Annotated in this window: 16 protein-coding genes; 4 read left to right on the top strand and 12 right to left on the bottom strand. The window is 40.6% G+C overall.

Annotation, left to right across the window (positions count from 1 at the left end; all coding sequences use genetic code 11):
• Positions 1-43: 43 nt before the first annotated feature.
• From QOL76_RS09830 to QOL76_RS09810, 5 genes are all read right to left on the bottom strand, one after another.
• Positions 44-1,552, bottom strand: a complete 1,509-nt coding sequence (locus QOL76_RS09830) for a glycoside hydrolase family 3 protein (protein WP_283412785.1) — start codon at positions 1,550-1,552, stop codon at positions 44-46.
• 150 nt (positions 1,553-1,702) lie between these two features.
• The gene (locus QOL76_RS09825; RefSeq protein ID WP_283412784.1) at positions 1,703-2,968 is read right to left on the bottom strand and encodes an MFS transporter; all 1,266 of its coding nucleotides are present in this window, start codon (positions 2,966-2,968) and stop codon (positions 1,703-1,705) included.
• Positions 2,965-3,444 carry a GNAT family N-acetyltransferase gene (locus QOL76_RS09820; RefSeq protein ID WP_283412783.1) on the bottom strand — a complete coding sequence of 160 codons (480 nt, stop codon included), beginning with the start codon at positions 3,442-3,444 and terminating at the stop codon, positions 2,965-2,967. The genes QOL76_RS09825 and QOL76_RS09820 overlap by 4 nt, the downstream gene beginning before the upstream one ends.
• 10 nt (positions 3,445-3,454) lie before the next feature.
• Complete coding sequence (locus QOL76_RS09815) at positions 3,455-5,089, bottom strand: glycoside hydrolase family 10-like protein (RefSeq protein WP_283412782.1); 1,635 nt, start codon at positions 5,087-5,089, stop codon at positions 3,455-3,457.
• Positions 5,090-5,189: 100 nt separating this feature from the next.
• Positions 5,190-5,873 carry a peptidoglycan recognition protein family protein gene (locus QOL76_RS09810; RefSeq protein ID WP_283412781.1) on the bottom strand — a complete coding sequence of 228 codons (684 nt, stop codon included), beginning with the start codon at positions 5,871-5,873 and terminating at the stop codon, positions 5,190-5,192.
• Between the two features lie 187 nt (positions 5,874-6,060).
• Between QOL76_RS09810 and QOL76_RS09805 the strand changes: the two genes are divergently transcribed.
• Complete coding sequence (locus QOL76_RS09805) at positions 6,061-6,810, top strand: DeoR/GlpR family DNA-binding transcription regulator (RefSeq protein WP_283412780.1); 750 nt, start codon at positions 6,061-6,063, stop codon at positions 6,808-6,810.
• A 203-nt stretch (positions 6,811-7,013) separates the two neighbouring features.
• On the opposite strand, the gene QOL76_RS09800 is transcribed toward QOL76_RS09805, so the two are convergent.
• The 7 genes from QOL76_RS09800 to QOL76_RS09770 all read right to left on the bottom strand — a co-directional run bounded on the left by QOL76_RS09800 (position 7,014) and on the right by QOL76_RS09770 (position 15,765).
• Entirely contained in the window at positions 7,014-7,370 is a 357-nt protein-coding gene (locus QOL76_RS09800; protein ID WP_283412779.1) for a heavy-metal-associated domain-containing protein, read from the bottom strand.
• Positions 7,371-7,391: 21 nt separating this feature from the next.
• On the bottom strand, positions 7,392-9,605 hold the full coding sequence (locus QOL76_RS09795) for a TonB-dependent receptor plug domain-containing protein (RefSeq protein WP_283412778.1): 2,214 nt from the start codon (positions 9,603-9,605) through the stop codon (positions 7,392-7,394).
• A 128-nt stretch (positions 9,606-9,733) separates the two neighbouring features.
• The gene (locus QOL76_RS09790) at positions 9,734-10,111 is read right to left on the bottom strand and encodes an HYC_CC_PP family protein (RefSeq protein ID WP_417281674.1); all 378 of its coding nucleotides are present in this window, start codon (positions 10,109-10,111) and stop codon (positions 9,734-9,736) included.
• A gap of 96 nt (positions 10,112-10,207) precedes the next feature.
• Positions 10,208-11,203 (bottom strand): cytochrome c family protein, encoded by a 996-nt coding sequence (locus tag QOL76_RS09785; RefSeq protein WP_283412776.1) that lies wholly within the window; start codon positions 11,201-11,203, stop codon positions 10,208-10,210.
• A 411-nt stretch (positions 11,204-11,614) separates the two neighbouring features.
• Entirely contained in the window at positions 11,615-14,059 is a 2,445-nt protein-coding gene (locus tag QOL76_RS09780) for a zinc-dependent metalloprotease (protein ID WP_283412775.1), read from the bottom strand.
• Positions 14,060-14,176: 117 nt separating this feature from the next.
• On the bottom strand, positions 14,177-15,277 hold the full coding sequence (locus tag QOL76_RS09775) for a glycoside hydrolase family 43 protein (protein ID WP_283412774.1): 1,101 nt from the start codon (positions 15,275-15,277) through the stop codon (positions 14,177-14,179).
• A gap of 164 nt (positions 15,278-15,441) precedes the next feature.
• Positions 15,442-15,765, bottom strand: coding sequence for a LysR substrate-binding domain-containing protein (locus tag QOL76_RS09770; protein ID WP_283412773.1), 324 nt, complete (start codon positions 15,763-15,765; stop codon positions 15,442-15,444).
• A 127-nt stretch (positions 15,766-15,892) separates the two neighbouring features.
• On the opposite strand from QOL76_RS09770, the gene QOL76_RS09765 reads away from it, so the two are divergent.
• From QOL76_RS09765 to QOL76_RS09755, 3 genes are all read left to right on the top strand, one after another.
• Positions 15,893-17,317, top strand: a complete 1,425-nt coding sequence (locus tag QOL76_RS09765; RefSeq protein WP_283412772.1) for a cellulase family glycosylhydrolase — start codon at positions 15,893-15,895, stop codon at positions 17,315-17,317.
• An 89-nt stretch (positions 17,318-17,406) separates the two neighbouring features.
• Entirely contained in the window at positions 17,407-18,873 is a 1,467-nt protein-coding gene (locus QOL76_RS09760) for a hypothetical protein (protein WP_283412771.1), read from the top strand.
• Positions 18,874-19,055: 182 nt separating this feature from the next.
• Positions 19,056-21,224 carry a beta-xylosidase gene (locus tag QOL76_RS09755; RefSeq protein ID WP_283412770.1) on the top strand — a complete coding sequence of 723 codons (2,169 nt, stop codon included), beginning with the start codon at positions 19,056-19,058 and terminating at the stop codon, positions 21,222-21,224.
• Positions 21,225-21,349 lie beyond the last annotated feature (125 nt).

Here is a 21,349-nt window from a genome sequence, read left to right as displayed (position 1 = left end):
ATCTCCGCAATAGCTCAGTGCACTTTGCGGTTTAAAAAACCTTTCAGAAAATTTTACTAGCAACCTCCTGAGCTTCCTCAAAACTTTGATAGCCACAAATCACAGCTTCAAAATCAGTAAGATTTCCAAGATGTTTTAGCGCCAAAGGATTTCCAAAATGAACCAAAATGCATGACTTGGTTTGAGCTAGGTTTTTGATTTCAGCCAAAATGTCTTCCTCCACTCCAAACTGATTCAGTGGTTTGTGGGAGGGGACAAAAAGAGAAATGATTACTTTTTCAGCTTTTTCAAGCGAAATTTTAATTAAATCTGTAGCAAATTTTTGATTAAGCTTTTTTGAGAAAACTGATTCCTCTTTTTCGTAGAAACTCTGAAGAGCAAGTTTACCTTCACTTGCCAATTTCCTCAGTTCTTCAGAATCAATTTTCCCAGATACAAGAGAAACGTATTCTATTGCAAGCTGGGATTGTAATGCTGAATGACTTTCCCAATCGAACTTAGGAAGATCTAAAGACTTAAAATCAAACACTCCCAACTGCTTTTTAAGCGTCCATATTTTCTTAAATACCTCTTCAATTTCTTCCTCAGAGGCATTTTTAGAAATCTGCTCAATTCCTTCTTTCACGTGATCCGAAAAACATAAAATATCATTGCCTGCATGGAAGGCTTCCCATTCGAGTTGGCCAGGCTCTGGAAACAAGTCAGCAACTGCTTTCATATTAAGTGCATCAGAGATGACGATTCCATCAAATCCCATCTCGACTTTTAGTAAATCAGTAATGACCTCACGAGAGATACTTGCGGCGATTTCCTTTCCTCCAGACAATGCCGGCGCCGCCAGATGCCCAACCATGATCATTTCTACACCTTGATCTATTCCATGTTGAAAAGGTATTAGTTCTTCTTTTTCCAGTTCTTCCTTTGTCTTCAAAATGACTGGAAGGCCTAAATGAGAATCCGTTTGCGTATCTCCATGTCCTGGGAAATGTTTCAGACAAGCTCCAATTCCAGCCTTTTTCATTCCTTGATACATTGCTAGTGATAGCTCAGCTACTTTTTGGGGATCTGTGCCAAAGGATCTGTAGCCAATCACCGGATTGTTTGGATTGGTATTTACATCGGAGCAAGGAGCTAAGTTTAGGTGAATTCCAGCCTTTTTCATGTCCAGACCAATTCTAAAGCCAACCTCCTCTAGTAGTTCTGATGCATTTTCGGTGATAGCTCCAAGAGTAATCGCAAAAGGATATTGAGGAGTTTTCTCTATTCGCATTGCCAGACCATATTCTCCGTCAATGCTGATTAGTAAAGGTGTTTTTGATATGGCTTGATAGCGGTTGATCAGCCCAATCATTTTCTCCAAAGTGCCACTGACATCCAATACTTCCGCCCGCTTTTCGAAATTTGCAGCAGCCGAATGTCTGCTATGGAAAAATGTCAATCCGCCGATTTCCTGATCAAGAATCAGTTTTTCAATTGCTTGGTAATTTTCCTCTGTGTCATGAATAAATGCAGCAGGAGAGAAGCATTGGGCGATTTTTTGGTGGAAATTCATTGAAAGATTTGAAAATTGAAAGATTGCAAAATTATTCTTAGTAGCCAGTTATCTTCTTGAAGTCACTCTGAGCTAAGTCGAAGAGTTAGAAATAGAGGTTTTGACTGAAGTGCCTATGAGTCTCGTAAATCGTAAATCCGAATTCCGAAATCACTCTAGTTTCTTCCCAAACTCCTTTGGATACTTCACACTTGCAGCGATGGCTAGCGCTGGGATCATCGCAATTCCCACCCAGACAAAGAATCCAGTGTAGCCCAGCCATTCTTGAATGTAGCCGGAAAGCATTCCTGGAAACATCATTCCCATTGCCATAAAGCCGGTCGCTAATGCATAATGGGAAGTTTTGAAGAGGCCTTCGGCTAAATAAATCAGAAATATCATATAGGCAGCGAACCCAAAACCATAACCAAATTGCTCAACGACCACGACCGTTCCAGCAAAGAATATATTCTCAGGTTGAAAATATGCCAAGGCTATGTAGAGTAGATTTGGAAGGTTAAGTGAAAGGGCCATCGGGATCATCCACTTGCCCAACCCATCTCTGGAAATGGCTATTCCGCCAAGAATTCCCCCAAGTAGCAAAGCGATCACTCCGATAGTTCCGTACATAAATCCCACTGCAGAAGTGCTTAAGGCCAATCCTCCTTTTTCTTTGACATCTAGTAAAAACGGAGAAGCCATTTTCACCAACTGAGACTCTCCGAGTCTATAGAGAAGGACAAAAGCCAGCGAGAGTCCTATGTTTTTCTTGGTGAAAAAGGTGGTAAATACTTTTCCAAAGCTAGCTTCCTGAGTAGTTTTCTCTTTGGATTCTTCTTCTACTTTTGGAGTAGAGAAATAATTGATCGCGGTTAGAATAATCATCAAAACTGCCACGATGATCATAGTAAAGGACCATGCCTTAGTATTATCTCCCAATGAAGTTTCCAAATATCCGGCGACCATGACTATCAGACCTTGCCCTGTAATCATTCCAATGCGATAGAATGTTCCTCGTAAACCCACAAAGAAAGACTGCTGCTCAGGTTTTAGAGCGATGAGATACATTCCGTCTGAGGCAATGTCATTCGTGGCAGAAGCAAAAGCTCCCATCCAGAAAAATGCCAGTGTCATAAAAAAGAAATTGCTGCCAGCAGTAGTCAGTCCAACTCCCAAAAATACTAGGGCAAGAACTAGTTGCATGCTTAGAAACCATTTCCTTTTGGTGCCAATAAGATCTACAATCGGGCTCCAGATAGGTTTGATCACCCATGGCAAGTAAAGTAAACTGGTGTACAATCCGATATCAGAATTGGAGACACCGAGCTTTTTGTACATAATTACCGATACGACGATGATGACGATATACGGAATTCCTTCAGTCATGTAAAGTGAAGGAATCCAGACCCATGGAGTTCTTTGAGTGGATTTGCTCATGATTTGCGGATCAGATTTTCGTAAATACTTACTTCAGATCCATCTATTATTTTCGCGTTAACTGTCTTTTCGTAAAATTCTGCCGGTCCGACACCCCCAATGATAGCATATGCATAGCCTATTTCTCTCATGGATTCCAGTGATTTTATGAGGAGAATTTTACCAATTCCTTTTCCTCGCTCAGATTCCAGAGTGCCAGTTGGTCCAAAAAAGTTTTTTGCTGTGCTCTCATAGCAGGCAAATCCCAGGATTTCATTTCCTCTTTGCGCAAGCCAGCATGAGATAGGCTGTCTGCTAAAAGCTACTTCTACTTCTGACTGCCAATATTCTCCGAAATGCTCCAATACCCAATCGCTCACTAAGTGTTTCTCGGGCGCTATTGCTCTGCGAAAGACAACTTTCTCCTTTTTCAACAGGCGTGCTTCTTCAAGAGAAACATCCGGCAAACCGATCAATCGGACAAGCATGTCTTTCATAAGGAGTGATTTAGGGGATTTGGTAAACTTGTGTTTGGACGATTCTACCGTAATGGTCTATCCATCGAATGGCTAGGTATTCCGTGTTCAAACTTTTCACTTCCAAAGTTCTAGCTCGCATTCCACCTACCCAGACAGGGTGAATTTCTGAATCAGCTAGCTTATTTAGATCGTTTGCACCTTGGATCAATGCATAGCGAATTGCAGGGTCAAGTGGGTTTGCCATGCGAATAGTTGTCATTTCTGAATTGGCCTCTACACTAAACACAACCGGTGTATCTATGATTGATGGACTTTTAGGTTGGAATGACGGAGGCAAAGTAGGCTCGTTATACAACTCACTTTTCAGCAATTGAGCAACATCCTGATTTTTGATTTTCATGGACTTTGCCGAGAAAAAAGCATTTCCCTGAATAGTTGGAAGCGTACGAGTGTATGAAATTTGATTGTTTATCTCACGAGGGTTGTCCCACGCAGCGTCGGAGTCATCCCGGATTTTGTATGGGCCATTTCCTATGTAAATATTGGTGTTATAATGGTTTTTCGCCCACCAGTCATTTAGGATTCTGTGTGAAGCCAGCTTATGATCCATGCTCCAATAGAGTTGAGGAATCATGTAATCTACCCAGCCATTTTTCATCCAAAGTAAGACATCTGCATAGAGATCATCATAATTGGTTTGTCCAGCACGGGTTGGTGAACCTTTGGGATCTTTGTCTTGATTTCTCCAAACACCAAATGGGGAAATGCCAAACTGCACCCAAGGTTTACTTTGCTTGATGGTTTGGTTCAGTGCCAAAATCAATTGGTTGACGTTGTCTCGTCTCCAATTATCCTGTGATTGGCCAGGCTTTTTGTATTTGTCATAGGTGACTTTATCCGGGAAATCCAACTTAGCAACTTTATAGGGATAGAAATAGTCATCAAAGTGAATGGCATCGATGTCATAGTTATCTACAATTTCCTTAATCACTGCTAATAAATGAGCCTTCACCTCAGGCAAACCAGGATTGTAATAATACTTAGTGTCGTATTTCAGCATCCAGTCACGGTGCAAATTATAATCGTGGTCTGGGCTAAGGTCTGCCGTGTTTAGATTCATTGTGGCCCGGTAAGGATTGAGCCATGCATGGAATTCCAGTCCTCTTGCGTGAGCTTCCTGAATCATCCAAGTCAATGGGTTTTCCGAAGTGTTAGGGGCTTTCCCTTGTTTTCCTGTCAGGTATTTAGACCAAGGAGCTAGATTACTTGGGTAAAAAGCATCGCCTGCAGTTCTAACTTGAACGATTACTGCGTTAAAATTAAGGTTTTTGTAATAATCCAATAAGTTGATGAAATCCTGCTTTTGCTTGGTGTAGGCATCATCCGGAGAAATAGGCCAATCGATATTTGCCACGGTCGCGATCCACACTCCACGAAATTCCCGCGGCATTTCCTGCATTTGATAAGTAAGTGGCTGCAAAGCAACTGGGGCCATAGTTAGGGGCTTTTCAGGGAGACTCGCCCCACTTGTTGGAGTGTTCGGTGAATTGCCTATGGTGCCTGTGGGTCTTGTTCCAGACGAAGCAGGTTTTTGTGTTTTACAGGCAGAAAATAGGAGGCCAAATGCCAAAATGAGAAAGAGATGCCTAGAAAGGAATTTCATGTGATAATAATTTTTTTCGGTGGGCACATGGAATCTCACAGGATTTAGATGCATTCCACATTGTGACGCTTGAGCTTTGCTCGATTTCATAAATGGGTAATCAGAGCGTTGGTACAGGTTTCAAATTTAAATCTTCCAGATTTTTTCGGAGTTTCTTCATAAAGCTTTCTCCTGGATCGGTTTTTACCGTGCGATAGTCTGGATCTGCTTCTTTCCAAAGATCTGTAGACTGGAAGTTTTGGTATTCATGATGTCCAATGACGTATTCAATGGCATATTTTCTTTCCAGATATCTGATCAAGTCTTCGTTGGCTTTCAGCTGCTTTTTAGTCAGTGGCATATCATCACCTCCAATATTTTCTACACCAATCGCAAGGTAATTCAGACCAATTGTGTGTCTGGCAAATGTAGTGTCCGGCAATAGCCTAAAAATCGTGCCGTCGCGATCAATGAGAAACTGACTGGAAACATTTAAGTTACTCGCGCCAGTCAGATCTGCTCTTCCGGCTAATGTTGGGGCATCAAATACATCAAATGTCACTTCGATATTATCAATAGCAGTCCAGTGAAATACCACCATTTTGGGGTCAATGGAAGCAGTTTCTTGATCTAGCCCATGACGATCTTTGAGGTATTTCAATGAAAGTTCTTCCCGATCTTGATTCCATGTGATTGGTTTTTCTATAATTCGGAAGGTGGGTTTTGGGCTGCAGGAAATCTGAAAAAGTGAAAGAATACAGATTGCGGTTAGAATGAAAATCGTATTTAATGAATTGATATTCATGGTTTTGTATAGGATTTTGTGCGCGAATTCAAGGTGGGGTAATATTGCTTTTCACAGCTAAACTACCCAGAAATTTGGAGGATAGGCAAGGAATGAGCGCAATTTTTTGCTGGATTTTTCAACTCATGAATAATTTTGCAAGTTTTTGCTGTTTTTCTTACTTTCCCAAACTAAACACTATTATTCCATGCTCAAAGAAGAACGACAGAAGTATATTTTGGATCAAGTCCATCTTCATCATAGAGTTTTACTCAATGACTTATCAGAATCTTTGAATGTATCAATAGATACCGTAAGGCGGGATGTGAAGGAGTTAGACAATGAGAAAAAGCTAAAGAAAGTCCATGGTGGGGCGACTTCCTTTGGGTTTATGACGTTCACCAAAGACGATGGAAATATCTATTTGAAGTCTAAGAAAATATCCATTGCAGAAAAGACTATCTCATTACTCTCTGATGGGCAAGTGATCCTCATGAGTGGAGGAACGACTAATATGGAAGTTGCTAAGCTTATTCCTAAAAAGCTGGACTTAACTGTATTTACGCCAAGTTTGCACGTAGCAATGGCTTTGCTCGATCATGAAAATGTAGAGGTGATATTTCTTGGTGGCAAACTTTTGCACGATGCCAAATTCGCAGTGGGAGGGACCGTCGTAAATGCGCTTTCTCAACTTCGCGTTGATCTGTGTATCCTGGGTACAGGCTATTTGGATGCTAAGTTTGGGTTGACAGAATTTGACTGGGAAGTGATTCAAGTGAAGCAAGCGATGATCCGAGCGGCAAAAAAGACAGTGATTTTGACGGTTTCCGATAAGCTACATTCCGTGCAAAAATACAAGACATGTGATATGAGTGCAGTACATACTTTAGTTACAGAGCTTGATCCTTCTGATCCACTTTTGGATGCGTTTAGGCCGTTTGAGTTGGTGCTGGTTTGAGTATTTAGTTTGTCTAAGAATAAATTGTTGTTTTATAAACAACCTCGAAGAGTTGAATTGATTTTAGATAGTTAACCCTTACAGATTTTTTCAAAAACCCTGAAAGGGTGATATCTTATTGAGTCTTCCAAGGATCCTCCGTGAACTTGAGAGGTTAAAAACCACAAAAAAAAGCTTCCCATTTCTGAGAAGCTTTCTATTATTTAATGATCTTTTTTATGAGGTATGTCGTCATCATGTGCGCCGTCTTTACAGCATTCGTCAAGCTTAGCGTATGCTTTTGGGTCACGCTTCAGTGAGTCTGCATTGTACCCGACCATGGTTATGCGTTTTCTAAGCTTGTCTGGGTCTGTCTTCGAATCCAGGTAGGCAATGTTCAGCACCTTGGTTTCCAAGTCTAAGTTCACAGACTTAACTCCTTTTTCGAAGGTTAAATCCTTTTCCAACGTTTCCTTACACATCTCGCATATAGCTGATGTTTTGATGCCGATAGTTTTTACTTGCGCTTGTGCCGCAAATGAAAAAGCAGCGATAAAGAAGGTTAAGATTAATTTTTTCATCTGTTTAATATTTAAGATTTCTTAGTTGATTTTATACCTGATTCCTGTGTAAATCACTCTTCCTGCAATTGGCCCCCAAGTCATGGATGCATCGAAATTTGAGCCAAAAGGATTTTCAGAATCTATGATTGGATTTGATTGTTTGAAGTTAAATATATTTTCTCCGCCTAGGTAGATGCTACCCCAGCGAAACCCTCGGCTAATTTGAGCATTTACCATAAAGAAATCAGGAGATTCATTTGGCTGCTGAAATTCCACAGGGCTTTCACTTGTGTTAGGAATACGCATCGGACCATTCCAGTTCACGGTCATGTCAGCTTTCCATTTGTCATACAAAGTAGCATAAGATAAGTTAGCAAATACTCGGTCACGACTAGTAAGTGGCATTTGCTGCAATACTCCATTTGTGGTCATCATCATCTCATAATGCTTGTAGGCAGCTTTTGCTTCGAGCCTTTCGGTGATTGGATAGCTAGCTTCTATCTGGAAACTATTGGCATAAGAACCTCTATGCAGGTTATTAATGACAAGTAGTTCTGAACTGACATCTCGATCATAGACCAGTTGATTGATAAAGTCTGTGTAAAAATAATCTGCAACAATTCCCAGTGGCCGATCATCGATCATAAAACTACCTGCTACACTTACGCCTGTATTCCAGGATTCTTCGGGTTTCAATTCAGCATTGAACACCAATTCTCTTGCCGATATCCATACCGAGCTGTTTTCCATTAAAGCATTCGGCGTACGGTATCCTTTTCCTACAGACCCTCTCAGAGTCCAGTTTGGAATAAATTCCCATCTCGCGTGAACTCTAGGAGTGAAATAAGTACCAAAAAGATTATGAAAATCCGTTCTTAATCCTGCTACAATGGTTACTTGATCATTTGGGATGTAATTATATTCGAAGAAAAGCCCAGGAACTTTTTCTGTTCTGTACATGGCCGTATCCAGCCCAGTTGGAGAGTTGGAATCAAAGGTTTCTTCAAAGTCATCGTATAGAAAACTTGCCCCAGTTTTATACTGGTGGAAGCTTGAACCAAGGACATTTTGATAAATGAAATTTGCGTAGGCCGTTTTTTCTATCCCTTCATAAATTCTTCTTCCTGCTCCTCCGTTGAAGTCCTGATAAGAAAGAGAGTATTGTAAACCCCAACTTTGAGTAGGTTTTTCAGGATAAATCATACCTAGTTTTCCAAAAATCTCAGCTTTTCTAGTGTCCATCTCATAGCCATACATACTACTGGTAGCAAGGTCACTATTGAAATCAAAACCTTTTTGTCCACCGGCATTGTCAGACATAAATAGGTTCACGCCCACCTGGGCCATCAGTCTATCTCCTTCATACTTGTACCGATTTAGGAAATTGAGTTGCCTGGCTTTTGGGATATCCATAAATTCATCATCATTTCCGTCGATTTCTGAGCTCAAATTACTTGCATGAAACATGACACCTGAGCTCCATTTCTCTGAAATGGGAATCTGATGATTTGCATTGATTTCCATTCTGCCAAAGGAATTCAGGTAGCCATTGAGGTACCAAGTATCCATGGATTCTGGCTTGAAAAGATCCACATTAATCTGGCCAGTCATCGACTCGTAGCCATTGATCACTGAGCCTGCTCCTTTTCCCACATCGATAGATTGAATCCAGGTACCAGGTACGAAATTCATTCCGAGTCTGGAGTTTAAACCACGGATATTCGGAATTCCTTCTCTGCTGATAAGGACGTAGCGGCCATCCAAGCCCATCATCTGGATCATTTTGGTACCGGTCACCGCATCTGCGTAGGATACATCTACTGAAGCATTGGTCTCAAAACTCTCAGAGAGATTGCAGCAAGCTGCTTTCTGAAGCTCATTTTCTGTAATCAGAATATTGAGAAAAGGTGCTTCGTCTACCACCGATTCGGATCTTGCACGAACAGTCACTCCTTCCAGTGATTCACCGCTTTCTTGAAGAGTGATGAGCATTATTTGGTTGAAAACTGGAGCTAATGTATCTGGTTCGTAGCCAATATAGGTGACAACCAAACGGTCAGCTGGTACTATATTTTCTAATTTGAAGTTGCCTTCCAAATCAGTTATAGAACCTTGTTCTTTGTCAAGAAGCTTGATGCTAGCCCCAATGAGAGGCTCGTTAGCTGCTGATTGTACTTTTCCTTCTATTTTACTTTGAGCAAATAAAAGAGCTGGTGCAACCAGGCAGGTTATAAATAGAATTGTTGATTTCACGAATTTGAAGTTATCTCGTGATCCTACAGAATTGGCAAAACCTATAGAGGTTATGCTGACTTCATGAAGAATTACTTGTGTGTAAATAGATTACAGTTCGCCAAAGGCGAATAAAAGTCAAGCAGATCTTAAATCAGGAAAGATTGATGAAGGAGATTCAGATCAGGAACTGGTAGATCTGGAAAAAGATATTTGGGGTTGAAAACTTGAGTGTCTTCCGCCTGAATGCCGGGTATTGTAAGCACATAGGCCAAAATAAAAGCAGGAGAAAGATGAACTTGGAATTGGGCTTTGCCAAAATAATCATCTGAATCTGATGATGCATATTCATCTGTGCAGCAATCAGGATCCTGGGCTAGGTTGGCTCCGCAACAATCTGTCTTTTCGGGTGCAATAGAAACCTCTGTACTTTTCAGCTCATCGCCACAATAATGCGCTGCCAAAGTCAGATTGATCTGACCAGTCAGGAAAAATAGGAGCATTAATGATGAGATGAGTAATTTCATACTGTGTGCAAAGATCGGAAATTCAATCTAAAAAGAAAAACCTACCTCATTTACGGTAAGAAAGGAGGTAGGTTTCAATAATTTTGAAATAGGTAATTATTCGGAAGACCCGCTTGGAGGTGAGAACTTTACGACTTGATTCGAAATAGGGTCTAATGTTTTTAGGTAGGCATAGATAGCTTTCAAATCTGCTTCTTTCATTCCGGCATACATCACCCAAGGCATGATCGTATTGAATTCTCCCGGCTGAACTTTAGGCAAATGATATCCAGAATCCAGGTACTGCTTGAATTTACCAACAAACATATCCTCAGACCAGCTTCCAATACCGCTTTGTTGATCCTGTGTTAGATTAGCAGATCTGACTTTTGAGCCATCGGGAAAAACAAATTCCCTTCCTCCAGAGAATTCTTTTCCAGCAAGAATAGTCCCTTGATCGTCCACAGGACTATGACACTCCATGCAAGCCGCAACATTTGTTAGATATTTGCCATAGGCTAATTGGTCAGTCGTTGCCGGCTTAGGTTGAGGATCAGCGTCTTTTGGGATTGTTTTTAGAATGATATTTACTGGGAAGTCAGCCTTTGAGTCTGGGATTTCATTTTCGATTGGCTCCAAACTTCTGATATAAGCGATAATGTCATAAATGTCTTCAGGGTCCATTTTGCCATAAAAAGGATATGGCATTAAGGGAAACATCGCCCTGCCTTCATTAGTCACTCCTGTGGTGATGAGGCGGTATAACTCTCCATCTGTGTAATCAGAAATTCCGAAGGGAGTAATATTTTTTGCATAGAATACTCCTGGAAATCCCATACTTTGATCGAACCTGTCTCCACCTGATCCAATTGTTCCAGGCTGGATTGGACCAGAAAGTAAGGAAAAGTCCCTTGTAGAATGGCAGTCTACACAGACCGTCACATGATTAGCAAGATAAGCTCCTCTAGCTACTCGGTCGGGACTGTGATTAATGGCTAGCTCTGGTGCAGGCTTGACTTTTGGGAAAGTGAAATTGATAAAAGCAATTCCACAAACAATCAAAACAACAACCACTCCAAGCAAATAAGCTACTACTTTAAAAATCTTTTTCATATAAAAATGTATTTGGTATATGAAAATTTACTGTTTATTATAATACACTGATTATAAAGGAGTTAAAAACTTTCTACTAAAATGGAATTATTCAAAAAAATCTTGATATACTTTTATATAAATCCGATTTTCAACCAGTAAAGAGGCAAAAAAATGCTGGTTAAAGTTTAAATTCATAACTGAGGCCACTTCGGTCTTCAGTCTCCCAATAGCTATCAGGCGGTCTTTCAACCTAATAAGCAAAAGTGTAAGATGACCGGAATCCTAGCGGATAATCGTATATAATTTTATGGTAAATGCCAATGAGGTCAGTGTCCTTGACTTTTTTACCAAACTGGCAGCAATCTTACTAGATAGAGATAACAAAAAATATGTAATTGCCCTTACTGAGAAGGGCAATTACATGTAAACTTATTCAGTATCAAGTATTGAGTCCACCAGGGCATCAATATCACGAAGGTGATTTTGAACTATGCCGGCACTGTATCTAGTGCTTGCAGATCTAGCAGATGTTTGGATAGTCTTTAATTCTGCACGAACTGCAGCACTGACATCCGATCTGCTTCGCTCATCCTGAGTCATCAAAGAAGCTAATCGCTCCACATGTGCTCTTTGAAGATTTCTGCGGAAAGTATCAATATTCTGAGATCCAGAAAGCTCAGACCATATGCCTTTCCTCAAGTCAACCAGCATTTGAGTCATTGTGTAGACAGAAGGACCATTCAATGCTTCATTCTCAATTAAACGCTCCAATCTATCCATTCTCAGTACGCTACTAAGCAACCTTGATTGCATGCTTCCTATTCCTGCTACAGCACCACTGGCTCCTATGTTATTGAGTATTTCTTTTTGAAGCAACCAGTCAGGGGTCGTAAATACATGCTCATTCAAAAACTTCATTGCCTTTACTTGCTCAGATTTAGCTATAGGTGTGTACACATACCCACTTTGATCTGTGGTTTTTAATTCCTGATAAACCCCGCCAATGTTGGTTATTACATGGTTTGCAAACCGGTTCCAAACACCGATTAACTCTCCGTATAATTCTTCTAGATCATCATAGCCTTCACCGGAAGTGGCTGTCCATTTTGCCAAGTTAGGAGCGACAATTTTCAAATTTGCCAATCCATAGGTACTTGCTTTCACAGGATCATCGCCTACAGATTCTGTTTGGTCACTTGGGTCGAAAGAATTTCCGCGTCCAAATAAGTACATAGGGTCACCAGCTTTTTCACTTATCCAGCTATTCAGGATAGGTTTTTCAGCTTCCGGAGAATCCGCATTAGGTATGTATCTATAACCCCAGTTGATCGCATAGTTATCGTATGGTCCGAGCATTCGTACCCATCGAACTCCTTCGTCGCCCGGTTGTGCTACATAGTTATAGCGTGTGTAATCCATTATGGTAGTCGCTAGACCCCATTTTTGTGTAAATGAAGCCGAACGTAAAGAATCAGTTGGGTAAGCAGCGGAGGCTTTCATATTATGAGGTAACCCGAGAGCGTGACCAATTTCATGAGAAATTACTCTTCTCATCATTTCACCAATTTCTTCATCTTGGGTATTCAAAGTTCTCGCAGATGGATTTGCTGCACCAGTTTCTAGCATGTAGCGATTTCTGTAAGAACGGAGGTGGTTGTGAAACCATACGATATCACTTTCTATGATTTCACCAGAGCGAGGATCAGATACACTTGGACCCATTGCATTTCGCGTGGTTGTCGCAACATAGCGCACGGTAGAATACCTAGCATCTTCAGCACTCCAATCCGGATCTTCTTCTTTAGTGGGAGCATCCTTGGCGATGATCGCATTTTTAAACCCAGCAGCTTCGAAGGCTACCTGCCAATCTTCAATTCCTTGACGGAAATATTTCCTCCATTTCGTGGGAGTGGCAGGATCTAGGTAGTAGACAATTGGTTTCACAGGCTCTACCAATTCGCCTCTTGCATATGCCTCAGGATCTTTTGGTTCCAATCTCCATCTCCTGATGTAAGTTTTTTGATCGGACTTCAATGCTTCGGAGCCATAATCAATTTGACGAACTGTAAACCATCCTACACGCTGATCATAAAGTCTAGCTTGCATAGGTTTTTCTGGAAGTAAATACATGGACTGGCTCATTTCCATGGAAATTGTACCAGAACTTGAGTTTGAAGGAGGAGAAGTAGCGTTGTAAGTCATATCATGTCTTACTTCAATATTCTCCGGATAGCTAGCCATTCGAGTTATGAAACTTCTTTCTTTATCAAGATTCCTTACTTGATACTCTCTTCTCATGGAGGAAGATAATCCACTTAATGCAGGGATATCTGAAAGGAATAGGTCAGTTACTTCTATTAAAGCTGCTGTAGAATCAGAATTAAAACCTTCAATTTTGAATGAGGCTAAAATCGGATTGTAATTATTTGCATCTACAGACAGCTTGATGGGAAGTGAATCAGCAGCTACATTATCAAAAGAAATGGATCGAAGTAGGATGCTATTCTGAATTCTAGACCAATGAATTACTTGCTCATTTGACTTTGAGCCCGCAGTAGTATAACCACCGCCTAAACCGTCAGCGATTTTTGAAATACGACTTACTAAAAGCATGTCCTTTTCGAAAAGATCAAATGGGACTTCGTAATAGCTTTTTTCTCCCACTTTGTGAATTATAAACAAGCCGTCATCTGAAATAGCTTCATCCGTTACGATTTCACTATACTTTTTAAATGGACTTTTTTTAGTGGGTTTGGCGGGCTGACTTTGAGCTACTTGCTCATCTTTTGTGTTTTTTTTGCTCTTTTTCTGCGCAAAACCTGCCACACTTAGTGTCAAGAGAAATGCGGTTAATAAAGTAGTAGTTTTTCTCATCAATATTCCAATTGGTTTGTGAGAACAAAGTAATGGGACCTACCAAAAAATAAAAGGAGTCATTTTTGGTGACTCCTTTTTCATAGGATGAAGGGTTTGATAGTTGTTTTAGGCTATTCAATTCAAGGGACTGATCGTCTGAATACTACCATCTTCCATGTGCTTCAATGGGGCAACTTTGATATTTCGTAGATGTGTTTTACCAGAAAGTTGGGTGTCATGGTAATAGATAAACCAGTTGCCGTCTACTTCTACAATAGAATGGTGATTTGTCCAGCCTTCTACTGGATTTAGGACTACTCCTTGGTAAGTAAATGGTCCGTAGGGATTATCAGCAGTAGCATAAGCAATAAAGTGAGTGTCACCGGTAGAATACGATAAATAGTACTTATCCATGTACTTATGAATCCATGCAGCTTCGAAGAATCTTCTGTCGTTGTCTCCATTCAAAAGAGGATTGCCATTTTCATCTAAAATCTTGATTTCCTTAGGTGTTTCTGCAAACTCTAACATATCATTGCTCATTTTCGCAATGATAGGGCCTAATGCAGGTTCATCGTCAGCTGGAAGCCCATCGGTGGGAGCAGTTCCTTTGTCCTCAAAATTGTTATTTCTATACTTTTGCAATTGGCCTCCCCAAATTCCACCGAAATACATGTAATAGGATCCATCTGAATCCTCGAATACTGAAGGGTCAATGCTGTAACTTCCTTTGATCGGTTCAGGTTGAGCAGTGAAAGGTCCAATTGGAGAGTCTCCAACAGCTACGCCGATTTTGAAAATATCCTTTTCATCTTTTGCTGGAAAATAAAGGTAGTATTTACCATTTTTCTCTGCTGCATCTGGGGCCCAAAGTTGTCTTTTAGCCCAAGGAATGTCGTCAGCCCCCAATACTTTTCCATGGTCGGTGATTGCTCCATTTGGAGAATCCATGGAATACACATGGTAATCCATCATATTGAAATGTGCCCCCAGATCATCCTCAGGCACATCTGACTCTACATCATGGGACGGATAAATGTAAATTTTACCATCAAAAACATGGGCAGAAGGATCTGCTGTGTAGTGATCCGAAATTAAGGGTTGGGAAAGATACTTTGAAGTAGTATCACGTACTTCAATTTCTGAAGTGCTTTCAGTTGTTTGACTGGGGTTGCTGCATGATACTATTGCAAATAGCGCGCAATAAGCAGGAGCCAATTTTAATAGGTTGTTCATAAATAGGTTTGATTGTTTAATTGTGGTCAATATAATTTGAAAAAGTGACTTTTCAGAACAAGGGGGTATGAGACTAAAGCAAAGCGCATTCTCTATACGTAAGTCACAAGTGATTCTGATTTGATGAAAATCCTATATGTATTTCCGCTTTTCTGCCGGATCAATTATTCCTCTTCCATATTTAGCTTATCTGGAATTACCGAGACTAGTGCGAAATCAATCTCATTGTTTTTAAGGCTTTCATCCACCCGGCTTTTATTGGTAACATCCAACACCAAGTCAATACCTGTGTTTTTTTCCATAAATCCTGATAAAAAATAGGGTATAACATACTTGCCTGTAGAGGCAGCTGAAATCCGAAGTTTGCCGCTTGGAATTCCTCGGAAAGCGTGTGTTTTATAGTTGATTTTTTCGAATTTTTGGATTACCCGCTCGGCAAGGATTGCAATTTCATTTCCAAAATCGGTAACGAACAATTGGCGGCTCACAACCTCTGTATCCCTACGATCTGATTAGAACTTTTTGCAGACAATTTTACCCTTTTTTTGGATTTTGAATGAGAAGTTACTGCCTAGTTTCATGGTTTATAATTAACCCAGAAAAACCTTCAGAACTATGCAGTACAGGAAATCTAAAATGTTTTTAAGTTTCATGAATTTTTGGAAAGTTACAGCCCTACTGATTTTTATTGCTTTCCAATCAAATGCTCAGTCAACTCATGTTGTAAGAGATGAAGATGGGAGGCATGTCATCCCCAGAGGTTTTGTGGTCAATACAAATGACGGCGCAGGTGAGCTTTTTTATACTCCAGATGACTATTTGAGAATGGTGCGAATGGGAGCCAATTACCAAGTGATCCGATTGGAGCTGGGCAAACTCAGCAATTTCCCTGACAGTGAATTGAAACCTGAATATTTGCTTAAGTTGGATAGCTTGGTTGAATTGGGGAAAAACCACGGGATCAAAACCGTTTTCAAAATGACCGTTTACAGTGTAAAAGGCTTCAGTTGGGAAGATTTTTATTTGAATAAAGGTGGTGAACAGGAAACCTATGTGGAGGCTTGGAAAACTATTTGGCATCGATACAAAAACAATGTTGCTGTAAAGGGTTATGACCTAGTCAATGAACCCAGAAAGCATGATATGGATATTTCCTATGTAGATTTAACCAATAACCATCTTGTTCCTATTTATCAAAAGATTATTGATGAGTATCTGAAAATCGATGAGGGAAAATTGATGTATTGTCAGGCGATCTTTATGAATAAAGGTGATGCAATAAATCACAATCAATACGCAGAGATTACTCGGTCAATTGATCGACCAAATGTGGTATTCACTCCTCATATTTATCAAAATAAGAAACAATGGATTAGGCCTTCCATGCTGCGGTTTGTAAAGGAAGCTGAACTTCAGAATGGGCCTATGCTAGTGGGAGAGTGGGGTTATCCTACGCTGAAAACTACAGATACATCTATCTCCGACCAACTCGATTACATGGACTATTACATGCATACTGTTCATCTATTTGATAGTCTTGGAGTCGGTACAATCAAAGCATGGTTTTCAGGCAATCGGGTAATGCAGGATTTTCTTCCTGGCGGACCATCCACGTGGGCTATTTTCAGTGATTCTACTGGGGTAGGTACTGTAGAAAGAAAATACATTACCGATATCATAGCAAGACCTTATCCACAGGCTATTGCGGGAGATATTCATACATTTAACTATGATTTTTCTACTCGGATATTAAAAGTATCTCTGGCAACAGCGAGTAATAAAGGCGCATCGAAAATATTTGTGGGAGCAAATAGGCATTACCCGGATGGGTTTACGATACGTATAGGGGGTGAATTACTTTTGATTCACAATCCCATAAAAAATGCAGGGCTGGAAATGTTGAAGAATACAGGTGGATGGGAAATGGGAAATTTTATTTGGGACGAAAAGAGTCAGCAATTGGTCATTTTAAAATGGCCAAGTGATAAGCAAGAATTAACTCTTTCTATTGAGCCAGGAATTACTCGCAAGAGTCTCTAAATTTAAAATGCGTATTTTCTAATCCTATTTTTACTAGAGCCTTATAAAGTATTGGGTAGGGTAATAAATTAACAAAGAATCCAAATAATATGTACAGCAGAATAGCGAGGAGAATAGTAAGTATCAGTATTCCAGTTTTATTTTTTGGTACTGCCTCAGGCCAACCAACTCCTGGGATTGATCAAAAAGATAAAGGCTTTATTGTAGTAGAAGCTGAGGATTTTTTTATGCAAAGTAAAACTGATAAACGGAAATGGGAGGTATTGAAAAAGCAGACAACTTCAGAAGGTTTATCACATCAATTAGAAACTGCCAGTAATAACTCATACATAGAAGTTTTACCAGACACAAGAATTACACATGAAGATGAGTTGATTCAAGGAGAAAATTTCTCCAATGAAGCGGGGGAGATGGCAATTGTCAGCTATGAGGTAAATTTTACAAATCCAGGGAGGTATTATGTCTGGGTTAGGGCTTATTCCACAGGAAGTGAAGACAATGGAATACATGTAGGTATTGATGGTTCCTGGCCTGAAAGTGGTCAGCGAATGCAATGGTGTGAGGGGAAAAATGCGTGGACATGGGGGAATAGGCAGAGAACAAAAGAAGAACACTGTGGCGTACCTCATCAAATTTACCTGGATGTTGAAGCTGCTGGCGATCATATTATTCAGTTTAGTATGCGTGAGGATGGATTTGAATTTGATCAATTCCTTTTGACTCAGGATATCAATTACGTGCCTGACAGTAATTCCAATGAAGCTACTATTGCTCCGCCAGTAGGAAGAATTGCGATTGTTGCTGATGGCAATTCTCCTGATCCGGATGACCTAGGAGGTACAGGGATTTCTTTAGCCTTGCTTAGAGCAGCTGGATTAACAGATCGATTGGTGCATTATTCACACAGTTGTGATTTGGTAAGGGGAGAAAGAATATCTCAAAAAGCTGAAAAAGAGCGGCACCATATGATGCAGATAGCTTGTGATGTGACTGCACGGCGTTGGGGTGGATATGATTCCTTGATTTTCTTCGATGCACTTTGGCAGCAAGAAGAAACAGTCAGTGATTTGGCTAAAGCTATAAACGAATCTACATCTGAGGATCCACTGTGGATAGTGGAAGCAGGGGAGCCGGATATTATTGGTATGGCTTTGAAAGAATCCAATCCAGAAAAGCATCAGTTTGTAAAAGTGATTACCCATCACCCCGCCAATGACGATGCAGGAGATTTTTATACTTGGGCTCAAATTCTTGATTTTGGTGTTGAGGAGGTTCGAATTCCGGACCAAAATGAATTCCTCAAGGTTGATTTGGAGCATTGGGATTGGGCAAAGAACCATCCTGATTCAAGGGTTCAATGGATCTGGCTTTTGGGCAAAATGGCTGAGGTGGATGATGTGGTGAAATTCCAAAAGGGCAAATGGGATTGTTCGGATGCAGGCATGGTTCTGTACTGGATCACTGGAGCAACTTCAGGAGGATTGGAGCAAGGAAAAGTGGAAGATGTCCAGAAACTACTTCTAGATTATATTTCTGATAATCCGGATACTGTTTGATTAAAAACAACCAGGTTAAAGTTTAATAGTCAGGTATTTACCTTGTTTTTTTATTGGACCTTCTAATGAAAGCTTTTCTTCATTCTGGACGGAATCACCCTATTTTTAGACTATAAGAAGCTGCTTTTGACCTTTATTTGGTTCATTCAAAACAATAAACCTAACAGTAAATTTTACCAAATATGCAGGTAAGACATCGTATTAATGTCCTGTTTGGCGCGCTTATCATCGGAGCAGCCATTTCAGGTTGTCAATCCAATGCCATGGTCAATAAGGATGAGAATCCTGATTCTGACATTGATAAAAAAGTCTCTAAATTATTGAGTCAGATGACCTTGGAAGAAAAGGTGGCGGAGTTGACTCAGGATGCTCCTCCAAACGAACGACTAGGGATTCCCATGATGCAATACAGTGAGTGTTTGCACGGACTTTGGCTACCAGGCGCTACAGTGTATCCGCAAGCCATCGCTTTGGGATCTACTTGGGATCCAGAAGCCATCAGAACGATGACAACTGCAATTGCCAAGGAAGCTCGTGCAGCTAATCTGACACATTGCTATTCTCCAAATTTAGATGTCATCACAGGTGATCCCCGGTATGGAAGGGTAGAGGAATCCTATGGAGAAGATCCATACTTGGTATCCAAAATGGGAGTTGCTTTTATTGAGGGATTGCAGGGAACAGGTGAAGAGCAGTTTGATGAGAATCATATCATGGCCACGGCTAAGCACTTTGTAGCCTATCCAGAAAATCGTAGAGGTATCAATGGAGGCTTTAGTGATATTTCCGAACGCAGATTATTTGAAATTCATCTTCCGCCCTTTGAAGCTGCGGTGAAGGAAGCTGGGGTAGGGGCGATTATGCCCGGACATCAAGACCTGAATGGGATTCCTTGCCATATGAATAGCTGGTTGATTCAGGATTTGTTGAGAGATGAATGGGGTTTTGATGGATTTGTGGTGTCGGACAACAACGATGTTTCTCGATTGCATCACATGCATTACATCGCAAAGTCCAGAGAGGAAGCAGCCGTAATGGGTTTGCAGACAGGAGTGGATATGGATTTGGTGATAGGGAAAAACCCAGCAGATGCAGCCTACATCATGAATGTCTTGAAAGATACACTTACTAGTAATCCTGATTTGGTAAAACATGTGGATGCCAGCGTCTCCCGCATTCTGAAAATGAAATACAAATTAGGCTTGTTTGATCAGGAGAATACCGATGAGGTAAAGCAAGTAGTCAGTACTCCAGAGAGTCAGGAATTGGCACTTGACATTGCAAAAAAGGCAGTAGTGCTTCTTAAAAATGAGAATAATTTACTGCCCTTAAACAAGGATAAAATCAAGTCAATTGCAGTGATTGGGCCTAATGCGCATGAAGAAGTGCCTGAAGGAAAGAAATATACCTTGATGGGAGGGTACTCAGGAATTCCCCCTTATTACACCTCCATTTTGGAAGGAATTAGACAAAAGGTAGGTGATAAAGTACAGGTTAATTATGCCGAGGGAGCGAAACTTACCAGCGATTCAAAGGCCGGGTTTCAGGAAGCAATAGCAGCTGCAAATAAATCAGACGTGGTGGTTTTAGCAGTCGGTGGATCCACCCTCACCTGCGGAGAGGGGATAGATCGGGATGACCTGGATCTATTTGGAGTTCAAAATGAATTGGTTGAAGCATTGCATAAAACGGGTAAACCTATCGTAGTTATCCTAGTAAATGGTCGGCCACTGACTATTAATTATATAGCGGAAAATGTTCCTTCTATAATCGAAAGCTGGTATTTGGGCATGAGATCAGGTGACGCTTTGGCAGATGTGTTGTTTGGAGATTACAATCCTGGAGGCAAATTGACGGTTTCATTTCCACGCTCCGTGGGACAGATTCCAGTTACTTATTTGGAAAGACCAGACTTTGTGGGTTCTGGAAAAGGGGAATATAGATTCAGTGAAAAAACTCCGCTTTTTCCCTTCGGTTTTGGGCTGAGCTATACCCAGTTTGATTATTCTAATCTAAGACTCGCTAAATCGGAAATTAAAGCTAATGAAGCTACTACCGTCTCCGTGGATGTGACCAACAAAGGGAAAGTTCAGGGAGATGAAGTGGTGCAGATGTATATCAGAGATGATTTTGCCTCTGTAGGTCGCTATGATAAATTACTCAAGGGATTTGAGCGGGTATCTATAGCTCCAGGAGAGACTAAAACAGTGGTTTTTGAATTAAATCCTGATAATCTTTCCCTATATAATCAGAAAATGGAAAAGGTAGTGGAGCCTGGTGATTTCACTATTTCTGTGGGAGCCTCCAGTCAGGAAAAGGATTTGAAGACTATAAAATTGAGCGTATTATAAAACAACTTTTCAGAGTGGGTTTAAGTTGTGTAGCTCAATTGGGAGAGGATAGGCATATCTTCTCCCTTTTTTATGTCCGAAATTCAATTCCTCAGCCAAGCAGTATAGGGCAGTATAGCTTCACT

The sequence above is a fragment of the Algoriphagus winogradskyi genome, from assembly GCF_900182815.1.
Lineage (GTDB): Bacteria > Bacteroidota > Bacteroidia > Cytophagales > Cyclobacteriaceae > Algoriphagus > Algoriphagus winogradskyi.
Note: the sequence above shows the minus strand (reverse complement) of the source record. Positions and strands in the feature narration are given on the sequence as shown.

Coding starts and splice junctions, on each gene's coding strand:
- QOL76_RS09760 (WP_283412771.1), top strand. CDS start 17,407: ATGTACAGCAGAATAGCGAGGAGAATAGTAAGTATCAGTATTCCAGTT.
- QOL76_RS09820 (WP_283412783.1), bottom strand. CDS start 3,444: ATGAAAGACATGCTTGTCCGATTGATCGGTTTGCCGGATGTTTCTCTT.
- QOL76_RS09785 (WP_283412776.1), bottom strand. CDS start 11,203: ATGAAAAAGATTTTTAAAGTAGTAGCTTATTTGCTTGGAGTGGTTGTT.
- QOL76_RS09825 (WP_283412784.1), bottom strand. CDS start 2,968: ATGAGCAAATCCACTCAAAGAACTCCATGGGTCTGGATTCCTTCACTT.
- QOL76_RS09755 (WP_283412770.1), top strand. CDS start 19,056: ATGCAGGTAAGACATCGTATTAATGTCCTGTTTGGCGCGCTTATCATC.
- QOL76_RS09815 (WP_283412782.1), bottom strand. CDS start 5,089: ATGAAATTCCTTTCTAGGCATCTCTTTCTCATTTTGGCATTTGGCCTC.
- QOL76_RS09805 (WP_283412780.1), top strand. CDS start 6,061: ATGCTCAAAGAAGAACGACAGAAGTATATTTTGGATCAAGTCCATCTT.
- QOL76_RS09775 (WP_283412774.1), bottom strand. CDS start 15,277: ATGAACAACCTATTAAAATTGGCTCCTGCTTATTGCGCGCTATTTGCA.
- QOL76_RS09765 (WP_283412772.1), top strand. CDS start 15,893: ATGCAGTACAGGAAATCTAAAATGTTTTTAAGTTTCATGAATTTTTGG.
- QOL76_RS09810 (WP_283412781.1), bottom strand. CDS start 5,873: ATGAATATCAATTCATTAAATACGATTTTCATTCTAACCGCAATCTGT.
- QOL76_RS09780 (WP_283412775.1), bottom strand. CDS start 14,059: ATGAGAAAAACTACTACTTTATTAACCGCATTTCTCTTGACACTAAGT.
- QOL76_RS09790 (WP_417281674.1), bottom strand. CDS start 10,111: ATGAAATTACTCATCTCATCATTAATGCTCCTATTTTTCCTGACTGGT.
- QOL76_RS09830 (WP_283412785.1), bottom strand. CDS start 1,552: ATGAATTTCCACCAAAAAATCGCCCAATGCTTCTCTCCTGCTGCATTT.
- QOL76_RS09800 (WP_283412779.1), bottom strand. CDS start 7,370: ATGAAAAAATTAATCTTAACCTTCTTTATCGCTGCTTTTTCATTTGCG.